The sequence below is a fragment of the Vibrio azureus genome (genome assembly GCF_002849855.1).
In the GTDB taxonomy this organism is placed as follows: Bacteria; Pseudomonadota; Gammaproteobacteria; order Enterobacterales; family Vibrionaceae; genus Vibrio; species Vibrio azureus.
In genome coordinates this window covers 2,294,716-2,320,473 of sequence record NZ_CP018616.1, presented here as the reverse complement: position 1 = coordinate 2,320,473, position 25,758 = coordinate 2,294,716, and the positions used below count along the sequence as shown (strand labels likewise).

Genomic DNA, 25,758 nt, shown 5'->3' with positions numbered 1-25,758 from the left:
GATATACTGTTTTTTTGAACAGTATTTTGTGTGTCGGACGTGCAGGAACAAGTCAGAAAAATCATTCATGTTGATATGGATTGCTTTTATGCCGCAGTTGAAATGCGTGACAATCCGAGTCTATGTGGCATCCCCCTTGCCGTAGGAGGGAATGAAAAACAACGGGGTGTGATCAGTACGTGTAACTATGAAGCTCGAAAGTTTGGGGTACGCAGTGCTATGCCAACCGCTAGGGCACGACAGCTGTGTCCTAATTTGCAAGTTGTCCCCGGTCGCATGGCAGTTTACAAGCAAGTTTCTCAACAAATCAGAGCGATCTTTGAACGTTATACGCTCATTATTGAACCTCTGTCTTTGGATGAAGCGTATTTGGATGTGACACACTCGATGGCTTGTCGAGGTTCGGCGACTTTGATTGCGGAATCGATTCGCGCTGATATTCAACGTGAGCTAGGATTGACAGCTTCAGCTGGTGTGGCCCCGATTAAGTTCTTAGCTAAAGTGGCTTCTGATATGAATAAGCCTAATGGACAGTTTGTTATCCCTCCGGATAGGGTACAAGAAGTCGTGGATAAGCTTCCATTAGAGAAAATCCCTGGGGTGGGGAAAGTCAGTTTAGAGAAGCTGCATAAAGCGGGCTTCTACCTTTGTGAAGACATTAAAAACGCCGATTATCGTGAGCTATTGCGTCAGTTTGGTCGTCAAGGTGCATCGCTGTGGAAGCGCAGCCATGGTATTGATGAGCGAGCCGTCGAGGTTGAACGCGAACGTAAATCGGTCGGTGTTGAGCGTACTTTTAGCAAAAATATTAAGACCTATGACCAATGTTGGCAGGTGCTTGAAGACAAACTGTACCCTGAACTGAAACTGCGCTTAGAAAAAGTCAGTCCGAGCAAGAGCATTATAAAACAAGGAATCAAGGTTAAGTTTGCTGATTTTCAATTAACCACAATCGAGCATGTGCATCCAGAACTTGAGCTAGAAGATTTTAAAATTCTGCTTAGTGCTATTTTGCAACGACAAAAGGGCCGAGAAATTCGCCTGTTGGGTTTAAGTGTGATGCTTAAACCCGAAGAGCAGGAAAAACAACTCAGTTTTTTTTAGGCTCGGGCTATTTCGACTTGTTGTATTACTTGTTCGAAAGAGACGTTAGCCATGGTCCCGTAGCCTTTTAATTTATTCGCCTTGAGCTTCGTGATCATGGGGGTACTAATGCCGCAAAGGAAGCGTGCTACGGCAGCATGACTGATGGTCGTGGGAGAGAGCTCAGTGTACTCATTAATCCAAGCGGCTAAATCGGTCGTTGAGGGCAGTTCAAGTTGTGGATGTGGGAAAGAAGCGACTTGTCCTCGACATACGGAGCAATGACCACACTTCGATGGTGCATTATGGTCAGCAAAATAGTGAGCAAGTTGATGGCTCAAACACGTTGAGGATTGGAATAGAGCCAACATAGCGTGGATGCGGCCAATGTCTTTCTTTTCTTTGGCCTGAAACAGTGAAATCAGATGTTGGCCAAGATCAGTAGTAGGCTTAACATCAGGTTGAACCGAGTATACGTCGGTCAGCTGTTTGCTTTCTAGTTCGATCCAACCGCGTTGATGAAAATAATCTAACGCAGTAATAACGCGACTTCGCTCTGCTTGAAATTGTTCCCACAAAGCATTCATGTCAACTTGGCACCAAACCTTTGCTTTGGCTGAACAATGAAAGATGGATTCAACAAAGTGGCGACGTTCTCCTTCAAATTGATGGACAATAAATGACTCTTCACGAAGGAACTTAAAGCGATATTCTGCAAAATAGCTGTATTTTGCCCGTATCACTTGTGCCAGTTCAAGGTAGACTAATAATGTCTTGAGGGGTAATTGTCTAATGTTACTGTCGCGCGATAAGCGCTGTGTCATCACTTCCCACTGGTTAGGGTGCTGATTGATTTGTTCTAATACGAAGTCGATCGAACTGGGTTCTGGCGTATCCCCATAAACAAAGTTTTCTAATACGGTTAAACCTGCAGTGTTACCCAACAGAATACACTCTGAGCGCAGCCCATCGCGTCCAGCTCGACCAATTTCTTGAGCGTAGTTCTCGATCGATTTGGGTAAATCAAAATGAATGACTCGGCGGATATCGGCTTTATCGACGCCCATCCCAAAGGCGATGGTTGCGACAATACAGTCAATTTGGTTGGTCATAAATTGTTGTTGAATTTTTTCCCGTATTTCATGCTTCATTCCTGCATGGTAGGCATGAGCACTGATGCCTAAATGGATCAGGAAACTGGCAATTTGTTCTGCGGTTTGTTGTTGTGTCACATAAACAATCGAAGGAAGCTTGGGTTCGCCTGTGATCAATTCACCAAGTCGAGTTTGCTTTTGAGCTTCTTCACATTGTATGACAGATATATCTAAATTTGACCGATAGAAACCGGTTATGGTCATATGTTCACTGGCGATATGAAACTTTTGCTGCATATCCTTGATCACATCGGGTGTAGCGGTTGCGGTGAGCAGTAACGCTTGCGGAATGTTTAACTCTTGCTGATATTGAGGCAATTTAAGGTAGTCTGGGCGAAAGTTATGCCCCCATTCAGATATGCAGTGTGCCTCATCAACAACCATCAAGGAGATGGGAACTTGGCGGATAAATTGGCGAAAGCGTTCATTCTTAAGCCTCTCGACTGAAATCATCAGAATTTTGATCTGTCCTTTTTTCACCGCTTGCATAATTTGCTGCGTTTCTTCTCTACTTTGCGCACTTTCAATCGCAGCAGCGGCAATTCCACGGCTTTGTAAGAATTGTAATTGATCCTTCATTAAGGCCAGCAGTGGTGAAATGACCAAGGTTAAATTGGGTAGATGGAGAGCAGGTAGCTGATAGCAAAGAGACTTCCCTGAGCCAGTAGGGAAAATAGCAGCAGCGGAGTGCCCGTTCATGACTGCTTCAATAACCGACTCTTGCCCTTTTTTAAGTGAATCGAAACCAAAAGTAAACTGGAGAGTCTGAAGGAGTAGGTTACTTTGCATTGTAAGGCAGCCTTAGTTTAATGGTAAACTTTGATACATTAACACAGATTTACTGCGGAACGCGTTTCTAAAAAGTATGAATAAAGTCGAGCTAGTGCAAAAAATTATTCAACACCTTGAGCATAAGCGGCAGGTTACTTACGCTTCGACTCAGCGTGCTGTTGATGCAGCAACAAATGAAGAGACAGTCCCTGAGCATAAATACGATACGCTTGCACTAGAAGCGGCTTATCTTGCTCATGGACAAGCAATGCGCTTACATGAAAATGAAGAAGAACTTCGCCAGTACCGTGCATTATTGGTGCGCTCATTTACTGATTTGGCCGTTTCTGTTGGAGCTTATGTTGAGCTACAAGATGAAGAGAATTGCGAAAAAGTATTTTTTATAGGACCATGTGCGGGTGGTTTGAAAGTTGAGCATGAAGAGAAAACCGTATTTGTGCTTACGCCTCATTCGCCGCTTGGCCGTGCTTTGATGGGCAAACGCGAAAGCGATGAGTTTGAAGTGAATATCGCAGGCGATGTCCATTTCTATGAATTGATTAAGGTTTGCTAAATAGTTCTATGATAGTGATAAGCGGCGAATGAAAGCAGTGCCCAGGTGTGAGTTTACGACCTTGGGTATACACAAATCAGTGTAGCGGTATCATTTAGGAGTGGGTCTTGTTGAGCTTGCTTTAATGTGCCACTCCTCTAAAAAAAAGAGAAATGAATGAATAAATTACTTACCCTTTCTTTATTGATGTTTAGTGCAAGTGGTTTAACCGCCCAGTGCCATGTGGATATTAAAAATGAAGTCCGTTTAGATGGTCAAGCGTTAGAAATCACTAAGAGCAATGGTGAGAAAGTTAGAGTGGATAACAACGATGATTTGCTCATTGATGGTAAATTGATCACTCTAAATGAAAGCCAGAAAGAAGCGATAAAAAGCTATCGTGAAAAGCTCAATTCGTATATTCCTCAAGCTAAGCATCTCGCTGATGAAAGTCTTGCATTAGCTAATGATATTATTGACGACATTGCACAGAGTATCGATTCCCCGGCTGCTTTTGATAACGTTAAAGTAGCCGCAAACAAGTTCTTTACGGATGTGGAAGCGCGTTATTTTAAAGACGGTGACTTTATCCTTCCAGCTGAAAGTTTCGATTCGATGATGCAATCTTGGTCAAAGGATTTAGAGAAGGCTCAAGCGTTGTTTAGCAGTGAGTTTTTGGGCAGTGCATTTGAAGCGCTATCGGTGAAAATGAAAGAAGATGGCGGTCTTAATTTAACGGAGCTGTCCAAAAGCTTGTCTTCTTTACAAGCAAAAGTAGAGCAAAGGCTATCGGAGCACTCAAAAGAAATGGAGCAGAAAGCAAAAAGCTTGTGTGACTCACTTGATGGTATCGCAGAACAAGAGCAGGAGTTACACAAGAAAATACCAGAACTGAAAAACTATCAAGTTTTCACTATCTAGTTCTGTATCGGTTAATTTCATTTTCAAAACATCTACCCAAGTGACTTAAAAACGCTTGATTCAGAGTGATATCACTGAGTTTAAGAAAGAGCGCCAATGATTCGGCGCTCTTTTTTTGTTTCGCGGTTATCTACAAGAGTTAGGTATTATTCTTTCAATGACCGTTCGTATTAGTCTTGGGCATTCATTTGAGTGAGCTTATCACCGACAGGTTGTGAAAAATTAAACCCATCATGCTCATCCCAATTAATGGACCATGTCATAACCCCGGCATAATTTGGATAGTTAAATGCAGGTTTCACCGTGCCGCATGACGTACCTTTGGTTAAACAATCTAGCGCATCGAGAATATTTTGAATAGGAGCTTGGCCTGAGTTGGCTGAGCTTGGGCCTGATGGCAAGCCTATCGCTACTTGGTCATCACGCAATGGTTCAAACATGGTGCCATCTGCCAATTCAAACCCTTCGATTAACATTTTTGATTGGGCAACCATCATATCTACAGAACCTTCAGGTGCTGAGCCAGACAAATATGGGTTGGGTAGTCCGCCATTGTTGTAAAGTTGAACGTGAAGCAGATCGAGCGTGCTGCGTGTTTCGTTAATTAGAGGAATGTAGGCGCCCCAAATACCACTGTAAGCCACATAACCACCTTGTACATAAGGATGTTCTGGTGCCATTGTTAGGTACATATCACCGCCCATGTTTTGCTCAATTTTCAGTAAAGCTCGGCCAAGACGGGCTTGAATCTGAGAACCGTGCAGAAGGTTTGAACCACTCTCTAGATCGACATCCAAACCATCAAAGCCCCATTCTGCAATAATATTGGTCAGACTTGAGATGAATTTTTCCTCATCTTGATCGGTATTTAAGGTAATGGTTCCCTCTGCACCACCAAGAGATAACACAAACTTTTTGCCTTTGGCTTGGAGTGCGGCCATATCTTGCTTAAATTGCGTAGGATCTAATGCTGGGCAATCACTATAGATATCACCAGAATAGAGATTAAAGTGAACCGTGCCATCACTATTACGGTCATTTTCTGCAAAGGCGATATCAATGACATCCCAAGCATCTGACATATCGGCTAATCGCATAGGGCAGCCAGCACCATTGACAAAATTGTGCCAGTAGCCGATCAGTTTATGGCGTTTCTCGGTTTGTTCAACCACCGTCAATGAAACAGCATCGGAGAGGGCAGTTGTATCAGCAAGATCGGTTGCTTGAGCACTAACTGTAAAGCTCCCAATAGCAGCGGGTGTCCAATTGGCTGAGTATGGCGCTGTTGTATCGGTTGCGATGATTGTCCCATTGACTAAAAAGTCGACGTGTTTGATACCAGAAGTCAGCGAGGTTGCGTCAGCGCTCAGAGCAAGATTTTTGCCTAAGCCCACGGTTTGGCCTGCACTGGGTGATGTTAATGAAACCACTAAGTCTTGGTCACTGACCGTCACGTTAACTAAAGATTCTGATGTGTTATTGTCATTGTCTGTTGCTACGGCTTTTAGTTGATTTTCACCAACTCGCGTTGCATTCCAAGTGACCGAATAGGGGGCTTGAGAGACGACCCCTAGGCTTGAATTATTTGCAAAAAACTCAACTTGAGTGATATGGCCATCGGCATCCTGAGCATCGGCAGTCAGTTCAATGCTTGTGCCTGCCAGCAAGATTTGTCCTGCTGCTGGTGAAGTCATGGTCACTTCGGGCGGGGTTGTGCATGCCCCTAGGCCAGTCCAAGCGTCTTGCCAATGCATACCAACGCCTGGTTCATAAGCCCAAGCGGCATCAGAAGAACACCAACCAGCGATGTCGCAGCGATATTTTTGGTTGAGGTTCGACACCAACGTTCCTGCTTCATATCGATTGCCTGAGGTGTAGGGGACAGCGTCGCTACAGCCACGAGAGTTTACCTCAGCCACGACGAGTGAGACTTCTTGGCTAAAGGTCGATAGCTGAGAGTCATCGGTTGCCTGTGCTTTAATCTGATTATTACCTGCTTGAGCTGTCCATAGAAATTCGTATGGCGCATCAGTATCAATAGCAACAGATTGGTTATTAACGAAAAATTCTACTTGTGTCACTAAGCCATCTAAGTCATCGGCTTGGGCACTTAATAAAATCGCCTCTCCTACTTTTGGTGTTTCACTGCCTGTAGGGCTCGTCAGGGAAATACTCGGAGGGGGTAATTCGGTTTGTGGTTGAACCACAATAGCGATATGGGCTTTGGTCATTGAGCCTTGGTCATCTGTCGCTATTGCCGTTAATTGAGAGGTGCCTTCGATGGCTGTCCAGTCAACACTAAAGGGGGTTTTAGTTACGACTGCAATCGACTGTTGGGCAGCCAAAAACTCTACTTGAGTGATTTGACCATCTTTGTCATCGGCATCGACGAGCAGCGTAATTAAGCTGCCCTCAGGAACAATGGCGTTGTTGGTTGGAGAGGAAAAAGAAACGCTCGGTGGGAGGTTTCCGCCTATGCCATCACATTGGCCAAGGTTTTTCCATTCGCCCCATTGCTCTGAATGCTCGACAGGATTTTTGCCTTTGGTCCAGTGCGCTGCTTCATAAGCATTACCCTGTATTTGGACTTTATCGCCAGAAGTATAAGTCTCAACTTTATCCCAATAAGGTAATGTGTCACAGGGATAGGCATGGACTTGGTAACTGGCGCTCAGTGCCGCAATTATCGCACCATGCAAGAACGTTAATTTCATTTTTCTCTCCCGAGCCAGTATGAGGCTCAATAACATCAAACAAACAAATAAATCGCTCAAGATAATTGCACATAGCAGGACAATATTGGAGTTAATAAAAGTGTCACTATGGTGAAATTGTTTGTTTTGAACCGCCCATCACACTGGGACTTAGAGGATTGTTATCTTTGCGGATTTTTCTTAGGTTAGAGTCACATTTGCTAGTTAACCTCTATAGCTGAGAAGAAAAGAATGAATTTAGATAGCTAGGCAGTAGCGTTTGATGGATTAAAACGATAATGAAGAATTAGTCACTATATAGTTGCGGCTTTATTGATATTAATGTACCGTACTAGCCAACTAGTTCATTGATGTGTGTAAGTGGTATGACACAACAAACTTCTTCTCAACCTCGTGAGCATTTTGGCTCGCGTCTTGGATTTATTTTAGCAGCAGCAGGCGCCGCAGTTGGTTTGGGCAATATTTGGGGCTTTCCTACCCAAGCCGCAAGTAATGGTGGTGGTGCCTTCTTATTGGTTTACTTAATATTAATCCTTATTGTTGCTTTTCCAATGCTGGTGGTTGAAATGGCCATTGGTCGCCATGGTCAAGCTAACCCAGTCGACAGTATGCATTCTCTGACGAACAATGCTGCGGGTAAAAAGCTTGGTGGTCTCGTTGGCTGGATAGGCTTAAGTGTACCGAGTGCAGTACTAGCCTTCTACTCGATAGTTGGTGGTTGGCTAATTTGCTTTATGTTGGGTGCCATTACTGATCTTATGGGGATGGAAGCGGCCACACAGTGGTTAAAAGGTTTCAGTGTTGAACGTAATGTATTTGGCACAATAAGCTTTTATGTCCTGACTATTTTGATTGTTCAAGGTGGGGTGAAGCAAGGAATAGAGAAGTGGTCCACACGTCTAATGCCTGCTCTTTTTGTACTGTTTGCTCTGTTGTTTGCTTATATCATGACGCAAAGCGGTGCCATGGAAGGTTTGAAGCATTACCTAGTGCCTGATTTCGAAAAAATATGGGATCGTAAGCTTATCCTAGCCGCTATGGGGCAAGGTTTCTTCTCTCTGACCATCGGTGGCTGTTCGATGCTTATCTATGGCTCTTACCTGAGTAAGAAAGAGAACCTGCCGAAGATGGCGATGAACGTAACAATGGTTGATACTGCCGTTGCCTTTATTGCTGGTCTAGTGGTGATGCCAGCGATGTTCGTTGCAATGCAAAAAGGTGTTCAAATCTATGCAGAAGATGGCTCACTATTAAGTTCAGACACCTTGGTATTTACCGTTCTACCACTGATGTTTGATAGCCTAGGTGTGCTTGGGCAAATCTTTTCCATTGTGTTCTTCTTACTATTGACGATTGCGGCCCTAACATCTTCAATCTCGATGCTTGAATGTCCGGTGGCGCTAGTTGGTGAACGATTCAATACCAAGCGAAGCACAACAAGCTGGGTATTGGGTGGCTTAATTGCGTTATTCAGTGTCGTTATTGTCTTTAACTTTGGGACTCTGTTTGGCATGGTTGCCACTATCGCAACCCAGTACCTGCAACCTATAGCTGCGTTACTGTTCTGCTTATTTGGCGGCTGGGTATGGAATCGTCATTCGAAAATAAAAGAGCTTGAACAAGGTTGTCCTGAGTTTACTCAAGGATGGTTTGGGAAAGTCTGGCCAGTATATGTAAAGTTTGTTTGTCCGATTCTGGTCGCGACAGTCATTTGGGCTTCGTTCGGCTAATAAGTTGACTCAAAACACAAAGGAAAGGGCTTGATGAATGCATCAAGCCCTTTTTCTATTCGTTGTGTATGTTGCCGTTGCGATGAACGATTAACGGAACTGGCCTGCCTCAGGTAAAAAGTCGAACCCTGCTGTTGCCAGTTTTGCTTCAAGAGCAGTACGTTCAAGATCAAAAAATGCAGCTAATTTATCCAGATCACCACCGAAGTCATCGCGTAATTTCATATTAACGATGCTCATCAGCATGATGGGGTCCATAGATTCAAAGTTAGCCAGATTCATCATTTATCCTCGAAATCAGAGATCAGGAGGTTTGCCGCAGCAAAGGCCGCCTTTTCTCTTACGTCTCTAGAGAGAGACTCGTCAGCCGCAACGTCGTTCAGTGCTTTCACTGCACATGAAATTGCGTGGGGAATGTAAGCTTGATCACCACTACCGATTTGAGCGTAGAGCTCACGAACCAAATCACAACAGCCGTATACTTGCATGACTAAACCTTTCATCAGTATTAAATGACGTCAACTATACACATTGCTGTTTTGAAACTCAAAGTAGGGAGTTGCTTGAGTTCAAACTTACGAGTGATTTGAGCGGTTTCAAACGATCAAAAAGGGCTGACCGAAGTCAACCCTTTTCATCGTTATGCATTCAGCCTTATGTGCTTGGCGCAGCTTACTGAAGTTGAGCCTTAACGTGCTCAACGATGTCTGCCATTGCAACGGCTGTCTTCTCACCAGAGCGGCGGTTCTTGTACTCGAAGTTACCTTCTTTCATTGAACGATCACCGATCACGATAGTGTGAGGAATACCGATAAGTTCCATATCAGAGAACATTACGCCTGGGCGCTCTTTACGGTCATCGAATAGTACTTCGATACCCATAGCTGTCAGTTCAGCGTACAGCTTCTCAGCTGCTTCTTTCACTTCTTCTGACTTGTGCATGTTCATAGGAACGATAGCCACTTGGAAAGGTGCTAGTGCGTCAGGCCAGATGATGCCGTATTTGTCGTGGTTCTGCTCGATGGCAGAAGCAACAACACGTGATACACCGATACCGTAACAACCCATCTCTAGGATGACGTTCTTACCGTCAGGACCAAGCACACCACAGTTCATTGCTTGAGAATAAACATTACCTAGTTGGAAGATGTGACCAACTTCGATGCCACGTTTAAGCATTAGCGTACCTTGACCACAAGGGCTTGGATCGCCTTCTACTACGTTACGTAGGTCTTCAACTTGGCCTAGCTCAACGTCACGACCCCAGTTGATACCGAAGTAGTGTTTACCGTCGATGTTTGCGCCTGCGCCGAAGTCACTCATTGCTGCAACAGAGCGGTCAACGATGAATGGCAGTTCAAGACTAACAGGGCCTAGAGAACCAGCGCCAGCACCGATAAGTGCGCGCATTTCCTCTTCAGATGCCATCTCTAGTGGAGAAGCAACTTGAGGTAGGTTTTCTGCTTTCACTTCGTTTAGTTCGTGGTCACCACGAACGATAAGAGCGATGATGTCCGCGTCTACTTCATCAGATGCTTTAACGAAAAGTGTTTTAACGGTTTTCTCGATAGGCATGTCGAACTGTTCAACAAGCTCAGCGATTGTTTTCGCGTTTGGCGTATCAACTAGCGTCATTTCTTGAGTAGGTTCAGCACGCTCACTTGCAGGCGCTGCCGCTTCTGCTTTTTCGATGTTCGCTGCATAATCAGACTCAGTAGAGAATGCGATTAGGTCTTCGCCGCTTTCAGCGAGTACGTGGAACTCTTGAGAGCCGCTACCACCGATAGCGCCAGAATCAGCAAGTACTGGACGGTACTCAAGACCCATGCGATCGAATGCTTTACAGTAAGCATCGTGCATCGCTTGGTAAGATTTCTCTAGACCTTCTTTGTCGATGTCGAAACTGTATGCGTCCATCATGCAGAATTCACGTGCACGCATGACGCCGAAACGTGGGCGACGCTCATCACGGAATTTAGTTTGGATTTGGTACAGGTTTAGCGGAAGCTGTTTGTAAGAGCTCACTTCGTTACGAACAAGGCTAGTGATCACTTCTTCAGCGGTAGGGCTAAGAACAAACGGACGAGTATGACGGTCAGTAAAGCGAAGTAGCTCAGGACCCATCTTCTCAGAACGGCCTGTCTCTTCCCATAGTTCAAACGGCTGAACAACGGGCATCAAAGTTTCGACTGCACCTGCATTGTCGATTTCTTGACGAACGATGTTTTCGACTTTACGCAGCACACGTAGACCAGTAGGCAGCCAGGTATAAAGACCTGAAGCCAGCTTACGGATCATACCCGCGCGAAGCATAAGCTGATGGCTTACTACTTCTGCGTCGTTTGGAGTCTCCTTTAGAGTAGAAAGAAGATAATTACTGGTACGCATTAAATTTATCCGTTTATTAAAGTGAATACTCAAGCCGGAATGGACAGGAGTATGAGGCCCCAGAGGGGGGAAACTGTTAGCCCGCTATAATATCAGTCAAATGCCTTTGTCAAAAGCTTTCGATTGCAGTTACTGTTATTAAGTTATCTCTCACAATGAACTTAACGTTGAGATCGAACAAATTTACTGCATATTCTTTGTCATCACGCGTCATTTTTTTATAAGCTGGGCGTGGGTCTTGTGCCAGAACTTGCTCAATGACAGCCGTGACATATTCAGCATCTTGGCGTTGTTCAAGCCTCGTTTGTGCCGATAATGAAAAAGTAACTTGTGTCTTTTGTGGTTCTTCTTCCGCATAGCCTCCCGCAGCCGCTTCAACAGCATCTGAGTAAGGGATATAAGGTTTAATATCGATGATAGGTGTTCCGTCAACCAAATCGACACTCCCAAGATCAAGATAAATCTGATCGCCTTTTTTGCTGATGCCCCTGACTTCTACAGCAGACATACCAATGCCATTGGGCCTGAAGGTTGAGCGAGAAGCAAAGACCCCGATGCGTTCATTGCCCCCCAATCTTGGAGGGCGCACTGTCGGTTTCCACCCAGCATCTAAATTTTGATCGAACAAAAACAACAGCCATACATGAGAAAACTGTTCCAAACCACGTACGGCTTCTGGACAATTTGCTCTGCCAATGAGTTTGACACGCGAGCGTGCAGCCGTCACCAATCGAGGTTGGCGAGGAACGGCAAACTTTTCTTTATAAGGGCTCTCAACCCATCCTATTGGCTCTACTGCGTACATAATTTGTTTCTTTTTCACTCTTGCTTTTGTTGAACTTCAAATAATAAATGCTCTTTCAGAGGATTGCTCTAATTTAAGACGACTCTTGTGATTTTCTCTTTTTCTTACGGCTCTCACTATAGTTTTGTTTTATTTGTTGCATAGGGCGGCCTTGTTGGTGTGGTTTGCTCATTTTTTATATTGATTGTTTAAATGATTATTTTTCCATTCATATCTAGATGTTTTATCTATTAAATTGCAATTTAAAGGTTAAAAAAACGCCTATGATTAATCAATTGTAACATTTGTGGCTTTGATTTAGTGTGAGGCTCAAGTACCCTGCAAAAGTTTGTGACATTTTGTTTACATTATGCAGTGGTAAATACCAAGGAGGGAACAAATGGGATCATCTGCTTCAATTAATAAACAACCTGCTCCGAAGAAGTCGCTATTTACACGCTTCCTTGATGCGGTTGAGTATTTGGGTAACCTTTTACCTCACCCAATCACACTTTTTGCGATTTTCTGTTTAGCGATTATTGTCATGTCTGGCATCGCTGGTTTTTTTGGGGTCTCCGTGGTGGATCCTCGTCCTGAAGGAGCGCCGGGTCGAGCCGCTAATGGCATGATTGAAGTTGTCAGCCTTTTAAATGCACAAGGCTTGGAACTTATCGTAACCAATCTTGTGAAAAACTTTGTCGGTTTTGCTCCGTTAGGGACCGTATTGGTTGCGATGCTTGGTGTGGCCATTGCTGAATACTCAGGCTTACTTTCGGCTGCGATGCGTGGGTTAGTGATGGGCGCTTCACAGCGCATGGTAACAGTAACGGTCGTTTTTGCCGGTATCATGTCTAATACAGCATCGGAATTGGGCTATGTGGTGCTGATTCCATTAGCTGCCATGCTATTCCATTCCTTGGGGCGTCATCCACTTGCAGGCTTAGCCGCCGCATTTGCTGGTGTGTCTGGTGGTTACTCAGCAAACTTACTGATTGGTACGGTTGACCCATTGCTATCAGGTATCACTCAGACCGCAGCACAAATGATTGACCCGACTTATACCGTTGGCCCAGAAGTGAACTGGTACTTCATGTTTGTTTCTACTTTCTTCATTGCGATTACGGGTGCTTTTGTTACGGAGAAGATCGTTGAGCCCAAATTAGGCAAATACAATGAAGAGGATGCGTCTGAAGATCTTTCAAAAGACAAGCTAGGTGGTCTTACCGCTCAAGAGAAAAAAGGTCTGAAAGCGGCAGGCCTTGCTGTTTTGGTTGTTTCAGCTTTAATTGCTTGGACCATTGTTCCTGCTGATGGTGTGCTGCGTTCGGCTACGGGTACGGTTTCAGGATCACCATTTCTGAAAAGTATAGTGGCGTTTATCTTTGTGTTCTTTGCTATACCTGGCTTCGTCTACGGTCGCGTTGTGGGCACGATGAAAAATGACCGTGATGTCATTAATGCCATGTCTAAATCCATGTCTTCAATGGGGATGTATATTGTTCTAGTCTTCTTTGCTGCTCAGTTTGTTGCTTTCTTTAAGTGGACCAACTTCGGTCAAGTATTTGCGGTAGCAGGGGCTGATTTCTTACAAACGATTGGTTTAACCGGACCTGCGCTGTTTTTTGCCTTCATATTGATGTGTGGTTTTATTAACTTAATGATCGGTTCTGCCTCTGCACAGTGGGCAGTAACGGCTCCGATTTTTGTGCCAATGCTGATGCTTGTTGGTTATGCACCAGAGACGATTCAAGCGGCATACCGTATCGGCGACTCTACGACCAACATTATCACACCGATGATGAGCTATTTTGGTCTGATTCTCGCTGTTGCAACTCGTTATGTGAAAAACTTAGGAATAGGAACGCTGATTGCGACAATGCTTCCTTACTCTATCTGTTTCATTATTGGTTGGAGTGTGCTGTTTTATCTTTGGGTGTTTGTATTTGGTCTACCTGTTGGCCCAGAAGCGGCAACCTATTATCCTGCGAGATAAAAATAGACTAGACATTGGTCGCCTCGGTGACAGCGTTTTAAATAAAGTCTCTATTTAAATAAAACACCTAGGTGTCACCGCAACAACCATTTAAAAAGCCTGCGTTTATAAGCGCAGGCTTTTTATGAGTATTAGGTTCCTAAATCACTACTATGCTGCATAGTGGGTAGGGTGTTGCACTTCATGTGGCGTAAGGCCAATTTATGCGTACAATGGTTATTGTGTTAAGTTATGTTTATTTAGTATACCTATGAGTCCGCTCTCATCATTACCTTCCTTTTGAAGTCTCAGAATAATACGCTCTATAACTGAACTTGCAGTGAAGTATGACTCAGGACTTGGATGGGATTCAATATAACCAGACTTTACAAATTCATGCATTAATTCATCTAGTGTTATGTCCTTATTGTCGAACCTTAATAGGGTATCTTTCTCAGCTTCAAAGAGTAGTTTTAAAGTTTCAACTCTATTTTCATTCCAATATTTATTTGGAAAATCGGACTCTCCTTGAAGTTCTTTTTTTACTATTCTTCCATCTAATAAAGATGTGTTAACATCATCCTTCATAAATTTATAATGTTTTGTCATGTACATATCTTCACCACCAGAAACCATCCATGCAGGATAAGCCCCGTCACTATTAGGTTTTCTATATGGAGCATTTATATCTACAAAAGCAGCGGTTGGGGCATTATAATTTTCATGTTCAGGTTTAGCTGTATTAGCAAATATTCCAGTAAAGCCTTCTCTGTTAGGAAATGGAACTCCATACCCAACTACTGGCATTCCAGCATTATGTTTTCGTTGTATTTCCGAATTAACACGAGGGTTTGTATGTCTTGTATCTTGCGTTTTAAGAAGATCCTGATCCATCATCATAAATCTCTTTGGTTTATATGTTAATGCATCAGCAAAAGCTACAGCTGCGGAGCGCGCTGCACCAAATCCTGTTAACTTTCCTGCATCCCATCCTATAATATGCAAGTTCTTATATTGATTCTTAAGTTCAGAAAATGCTTCATTATAAGGAATGTAATCTGCTTCGTGAACAAGTATATATACAGGACTTTCTTGCATATTGTTGGGGTGGAATGCGAGACTTAATTTATAATCCCTAGCCATCTCACTAGCTAATTTCTTTGCACTTCCTCCACTAATAACGATAGCTGGAATTGTATCTTCATTTAATTTGAGATTATCGTTTTCATTTGGGCGACCTTTGAACGAGACCCAATTCGAACTTCCTTTCCCTTTAGAAGCTAGATTTTGACATGCATCTACTCTAACATCCTTTACAACACCCATAGATTTAACGACTTGTTCGTCCTGATTTTTTGCTACAACTACTGGTGAATATTTACTACCAGGTCGTGTTTCTTTATTTGCCCAATTTTTGTTTACCTTGATACATATAGGTTTAAAATTTGCTGCGTCCATTTTGGGTTTGTATTTAGGTTCATGCTCACTTTTTTTAATACTTTGTATCATATCTGTAAGGTGGCTTTTATTTTTTGTTATATCATGCTCTTTAGTGCTTATATTATACATTGATAATGAACGATGGAGTTTCATAATATTTTTTCCTCTTAGCCCAAAAATATGGCTAGTTGTATTTTTTACAGCATTTCTAATTCTGTTTTTGTTGGGAAGTGTTAATATGAGAAAAAAAATGAAAATCTCGACCGTAGAGGTACGTGTATGATTTATTTGTTTTTTATTTTTTAGTTTACTTAAATATCAATGTTTTTTCTGCAAAAAACTTCGCTGTATTCAGGTATATTCTTAATAGAATTAGCACCATATGTTTTCGGAATCTGAAATTCTAAGACATTGAGAATCGTTAACAAAGTCTGAGAGTTAAAGTCGCTCACCCTTTGGGAGCGTGCCATTGAGCCGACTTCTTGCATCAGACAACCGTTCTTCATTAAAGATAACCCCATAGCTTTTTTCGGGGCATGACTCAGTTTAGTTTTTCAAAATCAGAGGAGATACATGAAAAGTGATAGGGATGTTTATAGAGCGGGAGTTTTAGTTGTAATTCAACCGCTCTGAGTCATGGCAGGCTTATTAATGTCGCTTTATTAATACGAGTTAATTAACGCTAGTTTACTAAGGCTAACGTTTGGCTAAAAGACGATCTAAGTGATTGGCGAACTCACGTCGTTCCGTTTGAGATAGGGCTGCAGGGCCGCCAGTTTGAATACCACTCGCTCGCATCGTATCCATAAAATCACGAATATTGAGCCGAGCTTTTATGGTGTCTTTAGTGTACAGCTCACCGCGAGAGCTTAAAGCCAATGCGCCTTTGGCGATCACTTCATCGGCCAAAGGAATGTCTGAAGTGATGACTAAGTCATTGGCTTCAACTCGTCTTACAATCTCATTGTCGGCAATATCAAAGCCAGCAGGAACCTGAAGAGAGTGAATATTTGCGCGCTTGGGAATAGGGATGAGATGGTTGGCGACAAAGGTACACTCTACCCCAGTCCGTTCTGCAGCACGGACAATGGTTTCACGGATGACTTTAGGACACGCATCAGCGTCTACCCATAATTTCATGATGCTTTCTCGTTCAGTTGTGCTTCAAGTTTTTCAATTCTGATCATTAAGCTGGCAACAGTAGCCTCAAGTTGGGCCAGTCTATCCTGCTCTGTTGAGTTAGGTTGGGCCACTTCGACTTTTGGCACGCGCTGAGCGTTTTTCCAACTTTTTATTGCGGTAATCAATGCTGGCATTGGAATGGTCGTTTTGAGTCGTGCTTTCACTAAGGCAACGGTGGGTTCTTTACCTTGCTGCTGTAATTGTGTCATCACTGTTTCTAGCTCATGGGTGACATCTTGAGTTAGCATATCGAATCCTTATTACTTCTTTATACCCAAGCATCTTGAGGTTGCTTGGGTATGTCTCTTAACTTTGCGTGAGGTGTGAAAAATTCAATACCTAATGCCTTGGCGCAGCTTACGCAAAGGGTACTCGCTTTATTTTAACCTTAAGTATGGCTTACATCCGGTGTGCTGGAAGATTAAAATTAACCGGCCTGAAGCCTATCATGGTCAACTCACCTTGGTAGCAATCATCGCCTAAAGATGAAAATTCAAATTGATATGTGGTATGCCAGCGTAATTTACCTGTGGGCGTTTTTATTTTATGAGCGCCGAAAGCGGTGCTGATCAGTTGCAGATCTAATTGTTCACACTTGCGAGCAATTGCTGCTTTTGCTAGCTCAGATTGACGTCGTTGTTGCCAGAATAGAAAACAGAACAAACATAAGCTAATAATCGCAAATAAATCTTCGATCACATCAAGCTCCTTGCCTTACTTTTTAGTGGCTTGTTGAAGGTTGGCGAGAGCCGTTGCCAACGTTTCTGATGGACTGGTATGAAGTAAAGGCAGCAACACCATACGTAATTCTGGTAGCATGACTAAATCAGCGAACAATTGGTTAAATAAGGCTTGATTACCTGTTTGTGCTAAACGAAGTAGGAACTGTTCAGCGGTATTTGCTTGTGCCAGTAAATGCCAAGTCCTACCTGCGATGCCAACCAGTACTTCCGGGTGACTTAAGCGAGGGCTGTCTAAGATGGCGTTAATGACAGGCAATGCCAATTCGCTTGGTGCACCAGCGAGGGCGCGAGTTAAGGCAGAAAGTAAAAAGAGATCGGGCTCTTGACTGTCAATTTCATGCTGGGCTCTTTGTATTACTGGCTCTGCGAGGCGCGCTGGAAGTGTAACATGCTCTAGCGCACCAAGCAGGGCATAAAGAGGTTCATTGGGTAACTGTTTGAATGCTTTGCAGAGCATGGCTGCATTGTGTTCTTGATTAAGGCGAGTGGCAATGTCGGCGATACCTTGCAGTCCAACCGTTTGCCAGTTATTCCACCCCAAACCACCACTAAAGTAATGCTGAGTATGTTCGTAGTACTGGCTGGATGGTAAATTCAGATTAGCACGGATCTGGCTATGAAAAACCGCCATTTTTTCTTCAGAAGGTTTGAACGTGTATGGGTTATTAGAAAGCTTTTGCTGTTGCTCTTCGGATAGCTCTCCACTCAATCGTGTTCCCATTGCTTCTACAACGTATTTAATGAAATTGCCAATGTCCGCTTGTTTTAATAAACCGCGTTCATCAAGCTCAAACTTTAAAAACCAAATCCAAGGCTGCTTCTTTTCATTCCAATAAGCAATGGCTAAGTGTGCTTTACGTTGCATTGGGAATGGGTAAGGTGATTGTCCTTGTTCAACACGAGAAAATATTTCAGGGTCGATGTTTTTCAGGCGACGACCAAGATCAAAGATTTGGTATTCACACTGGCTGTTGCTGAGTAACTGTGTGAGAGTTTGGATGTTTTCCATTTAATACGACGTCCTAACGTTCTTTTTAAAAGAAATGGTATCATTCTTGGCTAATTCAAGGTTTGAGGTGGAATTAATGGAAACAAACATCCAGTTAGGCCGTTTATTGGACCAACTCGAAAAGCAACTGCATCAGCAACAACTTTGGCAGACCAATGAGCCCGAACAGCAGGCGCTGTTGAGCGTGGAGCCTTTTGCTATTGATACCCTGCATCCACATGAGTGGTTACAGTGGATTTTTATCGCAAAAATGCGAAGCTTGGTCGAGGAAAAACAACCTTTGCCTAAAGGCTTTTTGTTAGAGCCCTATTTTTCAGAAGCGTGGAAGCAGGAAACTCATTACGCTGAGTTACTGATGACGATTCGTGCTATTGATCAACTATGTAAGTGATTTTAATTTAATGTTAGAAACAGAAACGAGCCCAGCCCCAGTAGAGTTAGATATTGTTTATCAAGATGCTTATTTGGTTGCCGTCAATAAACCTGCGGGGATGTTAGTTCATCGCAGTTGGTTAGATAAACATGAAACCCAGTTTGTGATGCAAACGTTGCGTGACCAAATTGGTCAACATGTCTTTCCGTTACATCGTTTAGATCGCCCAACTTCTGGTGTCTTGGTGTTTGCTTTATCGAGTGAAGTTGCTGCTAAGGTGATGCCTATGTTTGCGGAACATGAGATGCAAAAAACCTATCACGCAATAGTTCGCGGCTGGATAGAACAAGAAGGGGTGTTGGATTACGCACTCAAAGTTGAGCTGGATAAAATTGCTGATAAATTCGCGACTCAAGAGAAAGAAGCCCAACAAGCAGTAACGGCCTATAAGCCACTCGCCAAAGTAGAAGTGCCTTATTCTACGGGTAAGTTCCCAACCACACGTTATTGTTTGATGGAAATGCAACCTCAAACAGGTCGTAAGCATCAATTACGTCGACATATGGCACATCTTCGTCATCCTATTGTTGGTGATACCACACACGGGGATGGAAAGCACAATAAGCTCTATCGTGAGAAGTTTGATTCACGTCGTTTATTGTTACACGCTTCGGAACTTAGTTTTGTTCATCCGCTGACAGGCAAAGAAGTGATCATCCGAGCGCCAATCGATGATACTTGGCAACAGTTGTTTACCCGTTTTGGTTGGGACACGACGTTACTGAGTACTAAGACGGAATGTTCTTAGTGGTGAAACCGATCAAGGGGCGAAACATTCCGCCCCTTCGATTAGAGTAGAGTTTGTGGCCCCTTGTTAGGGTATTCGCAGCTTCTCTATGATCTTTGTTCTTAATTCCTCTTGTTGTTCTTCACTCAGTCTTCCTCCGGCCTCACTCGTAAGAATGAATAAATCCTCTGCTCTTTCACCGATGGTGGTGATTTTTGCTGCATGTAGATTAACCCCCAAGCTGGCAAAAGTATGCGCAATATTCGCTAAGAGTCCTGGAGTATCGAGTGCGACGAGCTCCATAAGTGTGCGCTTTTTACTTTTCGTTGGGAGGAAATCAACCGATGTTTTGACTTTAAAATGTTGTAACTTATGTGGAGTCCGGCGTGGTTTGAGTTGAGTCTGATGTTTCTCATCAAGGACTTGAACTAAATGCTTCCTAATGGCTTTGTGGCGATTTTGTACGAGAGCTTTGCCGTGTTGGTCAAGGATCATGAAGGTATCTAGGGCATAACCATCTTTGCTGGTCATGATCTGGGCATCATGAACATTAAGATTACGTCGATCCAGTTCACCTACGACTTTTGCAAATAGAGCGGGTTGATCTTTACAGTAAACAAAGACTTCCGTACCTCCTCTTGTTGCCTTTTTGCTGATCAAGATCAGAGGCTGGGTCAGGTCGCTCATCTTGAGGATATTGGCTGCATGCCAAGCGATCTGCTTATGGGTATGTCGCAAGAAATAGTCGGCTTTAAAGCGTTGCCACAAGACCTCTATTTCACGAGAAGTAAACCCCTGTTTACGAAGGAGCGCAGAGGCCATTTGTTGGTTGTGGCGAATGCGATCACGTACGTCGACTGGGTTCTCTAAACCACGCCGCAGGGCTCGTTGAGTCGAATAAAAGAGCTCAGCAAGCAGCGTGCGTTTCCAACTGTTCCACAATTCAGGGTTTGTCGCACAGATGTCAGCGACGGTCAAACAGACGAGGAACTCAAGAGACTCCTCATCGCGTACTTTTTTAGCAAACTCAGTAATGACGTCAGGATCATAAATATCACGCCGTTGAGCGGTGACTGACATGAGCAAGTGGTGTCTGACCAGCCAACTGACCAACTTTGCTTCTGGTTTAGATAGACCATGTTCAATGCAAAATTCGTAAGCTTCTTCTGCACCAATAATAGAGTGATCGCCTCCACGTCCTTTGCCAATATCATGGAAAATAGCGGCAAGGATCAGCAGTTCTTTTTTTTGAATTCTTGGATACACTTCACAGCATATAGGGTGCTTATCATGATTATCTGGGTTGCTGAATGTATTGATGTGCTTCAGTAAACGAACGCTATGTTCATCGACGGTATAAACGTGGAATAGGTCGAATTGCATTTGACCTACAATTTGGCTCCATTGCGGTAAATAGGCGGCAAGTACCCCCAACTTGTGCATTAACCCAAATGCTTTATGCAGTGCATTTGGATGCCGACATAGTGCCATGAATTTGTCACGCGCTTGTGGGATGGTGTGAAGAAATTTGTTTAGCCGTCGGCGTGCTGTACGAAGTTGCCGAAGTGTTGCAGGGCTGACTCCTTCAATCGTCGAATCATTAGCAATGTGTAGAAACATATCTAGGATGGTTTCTGGGCGAGCTTGAAATAGCGCAGGCTTGCGAGCTTCGATCAAATGGCCTCGGCGCTGAAAGTCTTGGCTGATGACTTTCGCTTCTTGAGTTGCACCACCATTAATAATGGCTTGATCAAATAACTTGAGCAGCATTTTGTTCAGTTCTGCAACTCGGCGGAGTGTGCGATAGAACTCTTTCATCATCATCTCGACACCTCGGTTTCCTTCACCGATATAGCCAAGATGCTCAGCCACTTGGGCTTGATGAGCAAACGTCAAGCGATTGTCATAGCGGCGTAGCTCAATATGCAGAGCAAAGCGTACTCGCCATAGAAAATCCTGACACTCGACCAGTTCACGGTATTCGGCATCCGTTAAAAAGCCATGTCGGCTCATTTCTAGTAAAGAGGTGGCACCAAAATGACGTCTAGCAACCCAACTTAAGGTGTGGATGTCTCTCAATCCTCCCGGTGTTGATTTGATGTCTGGCTCAAGGTTGTAGGTTGTATCATGATAACGAGAATGGCGTTCACGTTGTTCTTGTATTTTGGCCCGGTAGAAAGTTTCACTGGGCCAGAACGATTCGGATAAGACGATGCTTTGTAAAGATTGATAGGTGCCTTCACAACCACATAACAATCGTGCTTCTTGTAAATTAGTGGCTACCGTTAAATCAGCCCGGCCGATATCAGCACATTGTTCAACGCTCCGAACAGCATGGCCAACCTCAAGTCGTAGATCCCAAAGTAAGGTAATGAATCCACTGATCTTAGCTTCGATAGCATTGGGTAATGTTTGATTACACAAGATGAGGATATCAATATCGGATAAAGGATGTAATTCGCGTCTACCATAACCTCCAACGGCGACCAAGGAGATGTTGGGGAGCTCGTCAAAGCCAAAATACTGCCACAGTCGAGCGAGCAGTAAGTCCATATAATCAGAGCGTGATAAGACGAGGTTACTGACAGGGTGGTGATTTAAAAAATCTTGCTTTTGAGATAAACGGAACTCTTCGAGCGCTTGTTTGAGCTCGTCAATGTTGAGTTGTTGATCGGTAAAAGTAGTAGGCGACTGAAAGGGCATTTGGGCGATCCATGCGACAAGTTAGATTAGCCAATCTAACAAACTTTGCGCTGATAAAAAATATCCCCGCATTGGCGGGGATAGGGAAAAGTTGGATGATTAAATGTTTTTCATCAAGCGTGGAACCGTATCATCGCTACGGAGTGTGAGTACTTCACAGCCTTCTTTCGTCACAACAATTGTATGTTCCCACTGTGCCGAGTTTTTGCCATCACCAGTGTAAACAGTCCAATCATCTTCTGCGTCGATCGAACAACCAAATTTACCCGCGTTGATCATTGGCTCTATGGTGAAACACATTCCTTCTTTTAGTACGCGACGGTCTTTGTTCTTGTAGTGAACCACTTGAGGTTCCTCGTGGAACTCATCGCCGATACCATGTCCGCAGAAGTCTTTCACGATTGAAAACTTATTACGTGGGTTGTTCTTGTTATTTTCTTTAATGTACTTTTCGATCGCAGTACCAATGTCACCTACTGTTGCCCCAGGCTTCACTTGACGCATACCGATGTACAATGACTCTTGAGCGACCATGCATAGGCGTTTATTGGCAGGAGAAACATCACCGACTAAGAACATTTTTGAGGTATCGCCGTGGTAGCCTTGTGGACGAACACTTAGGTCCGCATTTTCATCGTTAGGGATAATCACAGTGATATCTACGTTGATGATATCGCCATCTTTAAGAACCGCTGGTTTCATTTGACCATTTGCACCGATCTCATCTTGTGCTGCAGGAATGCCGTGGCAAACGATGTGGTTGATCGATGTACAGATTGATTTAGGAAACCCATGGTAATCAAGCGGTGCAGAGTAAGCGCCTTTTTCTAGAGCGTAATCGTGACAGATTTGGTTGAGCTCATCTGTTGTAACCCCAGCTTTGATGTGTGGTTCGATCATTTCTAGTACGGATGCGGCTAACTTGCCCGCAATACGCATGCGTTCGATTTCTTCAGCAGTTTTAATCTTGATTGACATTGGCTTTCTCTATTTATTCGTAGTCTCGCAAATGTGCGAATGTTTTCATTCTATCAGACATCCAGCCCTTAACCCAGCCAGTTAAGGTGATGAATTGTATTTAAAGAGCTCTCATTTATGAGATTTTAATCAGAGTATGGTGCTTTGTGACGTCTTTAGAGGGATTATGATATACCCAAGTGACCTCAAGATGCTTGATTCAGAGCGAGGTCACTGAGTCGAATTCAAGGAAGACAACGAAGCGGAATAGCAGGCTCTTTCCAAGTTGTCTGACGCAAGAAGTCGGCTCAGTGACACGCTCCCAAAGGGCGAGCGACCTTAACTCTCAGACTTTGTTAACGATTCTCAATGTAGAACGACTATATCTTCGAATCGTTGCCGCGCCTGAGGGTTAAGGTCATCTCGCTGAACATGCATCTTGAGGTTACTTGGGTATAGATAATTTTTACTAGCCAATCTAGGCTGAATTATGTTATAAAGCGCGCCGGAGTAGAGGACTGTTCTCTTTGCTTTTGTTAAAAATGTAACGAGGCAGGCTTATCTCCGATAAACTTTTATCTTTAAATCACACACATTCCGTCACATGTTCCGGGGTGCTGAGCAGAAGCTTAGTCGGAGGTATGGGGAATGTGGAGGCCTAACCCCATAGAGGATTTTAAAATGGCAACTGTATCAATGCGCGATATGCTAAAAGCTGGTGTTCACTTCGGTCACCAAACTCGTTACTGGAACCCAAAAATGAAGCCATTCATCTTTGGTGCTCGTAACCGCGTTCATATCATTAACCTAGAAAAAACAGTACCAATGTTCAACGACGCTCTAGCTGAACTAGCTAAAGTTGGCGAGAAGAAAGGTAAAGTTCTTTTTGTAGGTACTAAGCGCGCTGCATCTGAAGCTGTTAAAGAAGCTGCAATTGCAAGCAACCAATACTACGTAAACAACCGTTGGTTGGGTGGTATGCTAACGAACTACAAAACAGTTCGTCAATCTATCAAGCGTCTAAAAGATTTCGAAGCACAAGCACAAGACGGCACTTTCGAAAAACTAACTAAGAAAGAAGCTCTAATGCGTACTCGTGAAATGGAGAAGCTAGAGAAGTCTCTTGGTGGTATCAAAAATATGGGTGGTCTTCCTGACGCTCTATTCGTAATCGACGCTGATCACGAGCACATTGCAATTAAAGAAGCTAACAACCTAGGTATCCCAGTATACGCAGTGGTAGATACTAACTCTAACCCAGACGGCGTAGACTACATCATCCCAGGTAACGATGATGCAATCCGTGCAGTTCAACTATACCTAAATGCTGCTGCATCAGCAGTAACTGAAGGTCGCAACAAAGACGTTGCAGTAGTTGCTGAAAAAGACGGTTTCGTAGAAGCTGAATAATCACGGCTCTGTGTCACACTTAGTCTATGTGAACGCTTGTTTTAGCATAGACTGAGTTATAGTTAGCAATGGGGGCCGACAATGTAGGCCCCTGTTTTTTACCTTATTCGAATCAAACGAGGAATAGAGAATGGCTGTTACTGCTGCTCTAGTTAAAGAACTTCGCGAGCGCACTGGCGCTGGCATGATGGAATGTAAGAAAGCGCTTGTAGAAGCAAACGCTGACATCGAACTAGCAATTGAAAACATGCGTAAATCTGGCGCAGCGAAAGCAGCTAAGAAAGCTGGTAACGTTGCAGCTGAAGGCGCAATCATCATCAAAGAAGAAAACGGCGAAGCTGTTCTTCTTGAAGTTAACTGCCAAACTGACTTCGTTGCTAAAGACGGCAACTTCACTGCATTTGCAGAAAAAGTAGCACTTGACGCTCTAGCGACTAAAGCTTCTGTAGAAGAACTTGTTGCTAAGTTCGAAGAAGAGCGTGTAGCTCTAGTTGCTAAAATCGGCGAAAACATCAACATCCGTCGTGTTGCATACGTAAATGGTACTGCAATGGCTTCTTACCGTCACGGTGAGAAAATTGGTGTTGTTGTTGCTGGTGAAGGCGATGCTGAAACACTTAAGCACGTTGCTATGCACGTTGCTGCTTCTAAGCCTGAGTTCGTTAACCCAGAAGACGTACCAGCTGACGTAGTAGCAAAAGAAAAAGAAGTTCAAGTTGAAATCGCTATGAACGAAGGTAAGCCACAAGAGATCGCTGAAAAGATGGTTATCGGCCGCATGAAGAAATTCACTGGCGAAATCTCTCTAACTGGTCAAGCTTTCATCATGGAACCTAAGAAATCTGTTGGCGAAATGCTAAAAGAGAAAGGTGCTTCTGTTGAGACTTTCGTTCGCCTAGAAGTAGGTGAAGGTATCGAGAAAGCAGCGGAAATGAGCTTCGCTGAAGAAGTTGCACTTGCTCAAAAAGGTTAATTCCTAGCGATTGCGCAAAAATTAGACCGTAGCCATGGCTGCGGTCTTTTTACGACAAGGGCGACAAAAATTAGCCGTGATCAATGACCATAAATTACTGTGCTCATTTAT

22 protein-coding genes are annotated in these 25,758 nt (G+C 43.7%); 9 read left to right on the top strand and 13 right to left on the bottom strand.

Annotated features, from left to right (window positions below; all coding sequences use genetic code 11):
• Nucleotides 1-39: 39 nt before the first annotated feature.
• Nucleotides 40-1,104, top strand: a complete 1,065-nt coding sequence (gene dinB, locus BS333_RS10535) for a DNA polymerase IV (RefSeq protein ID WP_033003200.1) — start codon at nt 40-42, stop codon at nt 1,102-1,104.
• Here dinB and BS333_RS10530 read toward each other — a convergent pair.
• Nucleotides 1,101-3,026: a RecQ family ATP-dependent DNA helicase gene (locus BS333_RS10530; protein ID WP_021708233.1), complete on the bottom strand. Its 1,926-nt coding sequence runs from the start codon at nt 3,024-3,026 to the stop codon at nt 1,101-1,103. The two genes, dinB and BS333_RS10530, sit on opposite strands and share 4 nt — an antisense overlap.
• A 76-nt stretch (nt 3,027-3,102) precedes the next feature.
• Here BS333_RS10530 and BS333_RS10525 point away from each other — a divergent pair, with 76 nt between their 5' ends.
• Together BS333_RS10525 and BS333_RS10520 are read left to right on the top strand one after the other, a co-directional pair.
• A complete protein-coding gene (locus BS333_RS10525) occupies nt 3,103-3,582 on the top strand; it encodes a GreA/GreB family elongation factor (protein ID WP_021708234.1) in 480 nt (159 codons plus the stop codon).
• Nucleotides 3,583-3,738: 156 nt separating this feature from the next.
• Nucleotides 3,739-4,482 carry a YggN family protein gene (locus tag BS333_RS10520; protein WP_021708235.1) on the top strand — a complete coding sequence of 248 codons (744 nt, stop codon included), beginning with the start codon at nt 3,739-3,741 and terminating at the stop codon, nt 4,480-4,482.
• 170 nt (nt 4,483-4,652) lie between these two features.
• Here the strand turns inward: BS333_RS10520 and BS333_RS10515 are convergent, their stop codons facing one another.
• Nucleotides 4,653-7,196 carry an Ig-like domain-containing protein gene (locus BS333_RS10515; RefSeq protein ID WP_021708236.1) on the bottom strand — a complete coding sequence of 848 codons (2,544 nt, stop codon included), beginning with the start codon at nt 7,194-7,196 and terminating at the stop codon, nt 4,653-4,655.
• A 365-nt stretch (nt 7,197-7,561) separates the two neighbouring features.
• On the opposite strand from BS333_RS10515, the gene BS333_RS10510 reads away from it, so the two are divergent.
• Complete coding sequence (locus tag BS333_RS10510) at nt 7,562-8,926, top strand: sodium-dependent transporter (RefSeq protein ID WP_033003218.1); 1,365 nt, start codon at nt 7,562-7,564, stop codon at nt 8,924-8,926.
• Between the two features lie 90 nt (nt 8,927-9,016).
• Here BS333_RS10510 and BS333_RS10505 read toward each other — a convergent pair whose 3' ends face one another.
• The 4 genes from BS333_RS10505 to tsaA form a co-directional block, all read right to left on the bottom strand.
• Entirely contained in the window at nt 9,017-9,208 is a 192-nt protein-coding gene (locus tag BS333_RS10505; protein WP_033003203.1) for a DUF4250 domain-containing protein, read from the bottom strand.
• Nucleotides 9,208-9,414: a YaeP family protein gene (locus tag BS333_RS10500; protein WP_033003205.1), complete on the bottom strand. Its 207-nt coding sequence runs from the start codon at nt 9,412-9,414 to the stop codon at nt 9,208-9,210. Before BS333_RS10500 ends, BS333_RS10505 begins: the two co-directional genes overlap by 1 nt.
• A 184-nt stretch (nt 9,415-9,598) precedes the next feature.
• A complete protein-coding gene (locus tag BS333_RS10495) occupies nt 9,599-11,314 on the bottom strand; it encodes a proline--tRNA ligase (protein WP_021708240.1) in 1,716 nt (571 codons plus the stop codon).
• A gap of 109 nt (nt 11,315-11,423) precedes the next feature.
• Nucleotides 11,424-12,119, bottom strand: a complete 696-nt coding sequence (tsaA, locus tag BS333_RS10490; protein WP_021708241.1) for a tRNA (N6-threonylcarbamoyladenosine(37)-N6)-methyltransferase TrmO — start codon at nt 12,117-12,119, stop codon at nt 11,424-11,426.
• Between the two features lie 379 nt (nt 12,120-12,498).
• Between tsaA and BS333_RS10485 the strand changes: the two genes are divergently transcribed.
• Nucleotides 12,499-14,091 (top strand): AbgT family transporter, encoded by a 1,593-nt coding sequence (locus tag BS333_RS10485; protein WP_021708242.1) that lies wholly within the window; start codon nt 12,499-12,501, stop codon nt 14,089-14,091.
• A 216-nt stretch (nt 14,092-14,307) separates the two neighbouring features.
• On the opposite strand, the gene BS333_RS10480 is transcribed toward BS333_RS10485, so the two are convergent.
• The 5 genes from BS333_RS10480 to BS333_RS10460 form a co-directional block, all read right to left on the bottom strand.
• The gene (locus BS333_RS10480; protein WP_021708243.1) at nt 14,308-15,663 is read right to left on the bottom strand and encodes a hypothetical protein; all 1,356 of its coding nucleotides are present in this window, start codon (nt 15,661-15,663) and stop codon (nt 14,308-14,310) included.
• A gap of 543 nt (nt 15,664-16,206) precedes the next feature.
• Nucleotides 16,207-16,650 (bottom strand): YaiI/YqxD family protein, encoded by a 444-nt coding sequence (locus BS333_RS10475; protein WP_021708245.1) that lies wholly within the window; start codon nt 16,648-16,650, stop codon nt 16,207-16,209.
• The gene (locus BS333_RS10470; protein WP_021708246.1) at nt 16,647-16,940 is read right to left on the bottom strand and encodes a hypothetical protein; all 294 of its coding nucleotides are present in this window, start codon (nt 16,938-16,940) and stop codon (nt 16,647-16,649) included. The genes BS333_RS10475 and BS333_RS10470 overlap by 4 nt, the downstream gene beginning before the upstream one ends.
• Nucleotides 16,941-17,091: 151 nt before the next feature.
• Nucleotides 17,092-17,391 (bottom strand): DUF3301 domain-containing protein, encoded by a 300-nt coding sequence (locus BS333_RS10465; protein ID WP_021708247.1) that lies wholly within the window; start codon nt 17,389-17,391, stop codon nt 17,092-17,094.
• Nucleotides 17,392-17,406: 15 nt separating this feature from the next.
• Nucleotides 17,407-18,444, bottom strand: coding sequence for a DUF3549 family protein (locus BS333_RS10460; RefSeq protein WP_021708248.1), 1,038 nt, complete (start codon nt 18,442-18,444; stop codon nt 17,407-17,409).
• 76 nt (nt 18,445-18,520) lie between these two features.
• Between BS333_RS10460 and BS333_RS10455 the strand changes: the two genes are divergently transcribed.
• Both BS333_RS10455 and truC read left to right on the top strand, forming a co-directional pair.
• Nucleotides 18,521-18,835 carry a YqcC family protein gene (locus BS333_RS10455; RefSeq protein WP_021708249.1) on the top strand — a complete coding sequence of 105 codons (315 nt, stop codon included), beginning with the start codon at nt 18,521-18,523 and terminating at the stop codon, nt 18,833-18,835.
• 10 nt (nt 18,836-18,845) lie between these two features.
• Nucleotides 18,846-19,625: a tRNA pseudouridine(65) synthase TruC gene (gene truC / locus BS333_RS10450; RefSeq protein ID WP_021708250.1), complete on the top strand. Its 780-nt coding sequence runs from the start codon at nt 18,846-18,848 to the stop codon at nt 19,623-19,625.
• Between the two features lie 66 nt (nt 19,626-19,691).
• Here the strand turns inward: truC and glnD are convergent, their stop codons facing one another.
• Complete coding sequence (glnD, locus tag BS333_RS10445; RefSeq protein ID WP_021708251.1) at nt 19,692-22,307, bottom strand: bifunctional uridylyltransferase/uridylyl-removing protein GlnD; 2,616 nt, start codon at nt 22,305-22,307, stop codon at nt 19,692-19,694.
• A 99-nt stretch (nt 22,308-22,406) separates the two neighbouring features.
• Nucleotides 22,407-23,285: a type I methionyl aminopeptidase gene (gene map, locus BS333_RS10440; protein ID WP_021708252.1), complete on the bottom strand. Its 879-nt coding sequence runs from the start codon at nt 23,283-23,285 to the stop codon at nt 22,407-22,409.
• Nucleotides 23,286-23,945: 660 nt separating this feature from the next.
• Here map and rpsB point away from each other — a divergent pair.
• Together rpsB and tsf are read left to right on the top strand one after the other, a co-directional pair.
• Nucleotides 23,946-24,674 carry a 30S ribosomal protein S2 gene (gene rpsB, locus BS333_RS10435; protein WP_033003687.1) on the top strand — a complete coding sequence of 243 codons (729 nt, stop codon included), beginning with the start codon at nt 23,946-23,948 and terminating at the stop codon, nt 24,672-24,674.
• Nucleotides 24,675-24,804: 130 nt separating this feature from the next.
• Entirely contained in the window at nt 24,805-25,647 is an 843-nt protein-coding gene (tsf, locus tag BS333_RS10430) for a translation elongation factor Ts (protein ID WP_021709610.1), read from the top strand.
• The last annotated feature ends 111 nt before the right edge of the window (nt 25,648-25,758 follow it).

What these genes read in the sequence shown, in the direction of transcription:
- BS333_RS10530 (WP_021708233.1), bottom strand. Translation starts at nt 3,026, where the DNA reads ATGCAAAGTAACCTACTCCTTCAGACTCTCCAGTTTACTTTTGGTTTC.
- BS333_RS10525 (WP_021708234.1), top strand. Translation starts at nt 3,103, where the DNA reads ATGAATAAAGTCGAGCTAGTGCAAAAAATTATTCAACACCTTGAGCAT.
- BS333_RS10520 (WP_021708235.1), top strand. Translation starts at nt 3,739, where the DNA reads ATGAATAAATTACTTACCCTTTCTTTATTGATGTTTAGTGCAAGTGGT.
- BS333_RS10515 (WP_021708236.1), bottom strand. Translation starts at nt 7,196, where the DNA reads ATGAAATTAACGTTCTTGCATGGTGCGATAATTGCGGCACTGAGCGCC.
- BS333_RS10510 (WP_033003218.1), top strand. Translation starts at nt 7,562, where the DNA reads ATGACACAACAAACTTCTTCTCAACCTCGTGAGCATTTTGGCTCGCGT.
- BS333_RS10505 (WP_033003203.1), bottom strand. Translation starts at nt 9,208, where the DNA reads ATGAATCTGGCTAACTTTGAATCTATGGACCCCATCATGCTGATGAGC.
- BS333_RS10500 (WP_033003205.1), bottom strand. Translation starts at nt 9,414, where the DNA reads ATGCAAGTATACGGCTGTTGTGATTTGGTTCGTGAGCTCTACGCTCAA.
- BS333_RS10495 (WP_021708240.1), bottom strand. Translation starts at nt 11,314, where the DNA reads ATGCGTACCAGTAATTATCTTCTTTCTACTCTAAAGGAGACTCCAAAC.
- tsaA (WP_021708241.1), bottom strand. Translation starts at nt 12,119, where the DNA reads ATGTACGCAGTAGAGCCAATAGGATGGGTTGAGAGCCCTTATAAAGAA.
- BS333_RS10485 (WP_021708242.1), top strand. Translation starts at nt 12,499, where the DNA reads ATGGGATCATCTGCTTCAATTAATAAACAACCTGCTCCGAAGAAGTCG.
- BS333_RS10480 (WP_021708243.1), bottom strand. Translation starts at nt 15,663, where the DNA reads ATGAAACTCCATCGTTCATTATCAATGTATAATATAAGCACTAAAGAG.
- BS333_RS10475 (WP_021708245.1), bottom strand. Translation starts at nt 16,650, where the DNA reads ATGAAATTATGGGTAGACGCTGATGCGTGTCCTAAAGTCATCCGTGAA.
- BS333_RS10470 (WP_021708246.1), bottom strand. Translation starts at nt 16,940, where the DNA reads ATGCTAACTCAAGATGTCACCCATGAGCTAGAAACAGTGATGACACAA.
- BS333_RS10460 (WP_021708248.1), bottom strand. Translation starts at nt 18,444, where the DNA reads ATGGAAAACATCCAAACTCTCACACAGTTACTCAGCAACAGCCAGTGT.
- BS333_RS10455 (WP_021708249.1), top strand. Translation starts at nt 18,521, where the DNA reads ATGGAAACAAACATCCAGTTAGGCCGTTTATTGGACCAACTCGAAAAG.
- truC (WP_021708250.1), top strand. Translation starts at nt 18,846, where the DNA reads ATGTTAGAAACAGAAACGAGCCCAGCCCCAGTAGAGTTAGATATTGTT.
- glnD (WP_021708251.1), bottom strand. Translation starts at nt 22,307, where the DNA reads ATGCCCTTTCAGTCGCCTACTACTTTTACCGATCAACAACTCAACATT.
- map (WP_021708252.1), bottom strand. Translation starts at nt 23,285, where the DNA reads ATGTCAATCAAGATTAAAACTGCTGAAGAAATCGAACGCATGCGTATT.
- rpsB (WP_033003687.1), top strand. Translation starts at nt 23,946, where the DNA reads ATGGCAACTGTATCAATGCGCGATATGCTAAAAGCTGGTGTTCACTTC.
- tsf (WP_021709610.1), top strand. Translation starts at nt 24,805, where the DNA reads ATGGCTGTTACTGCTGCTCTAGTTAAAGAACTTCGCGAGCGCACTGGC.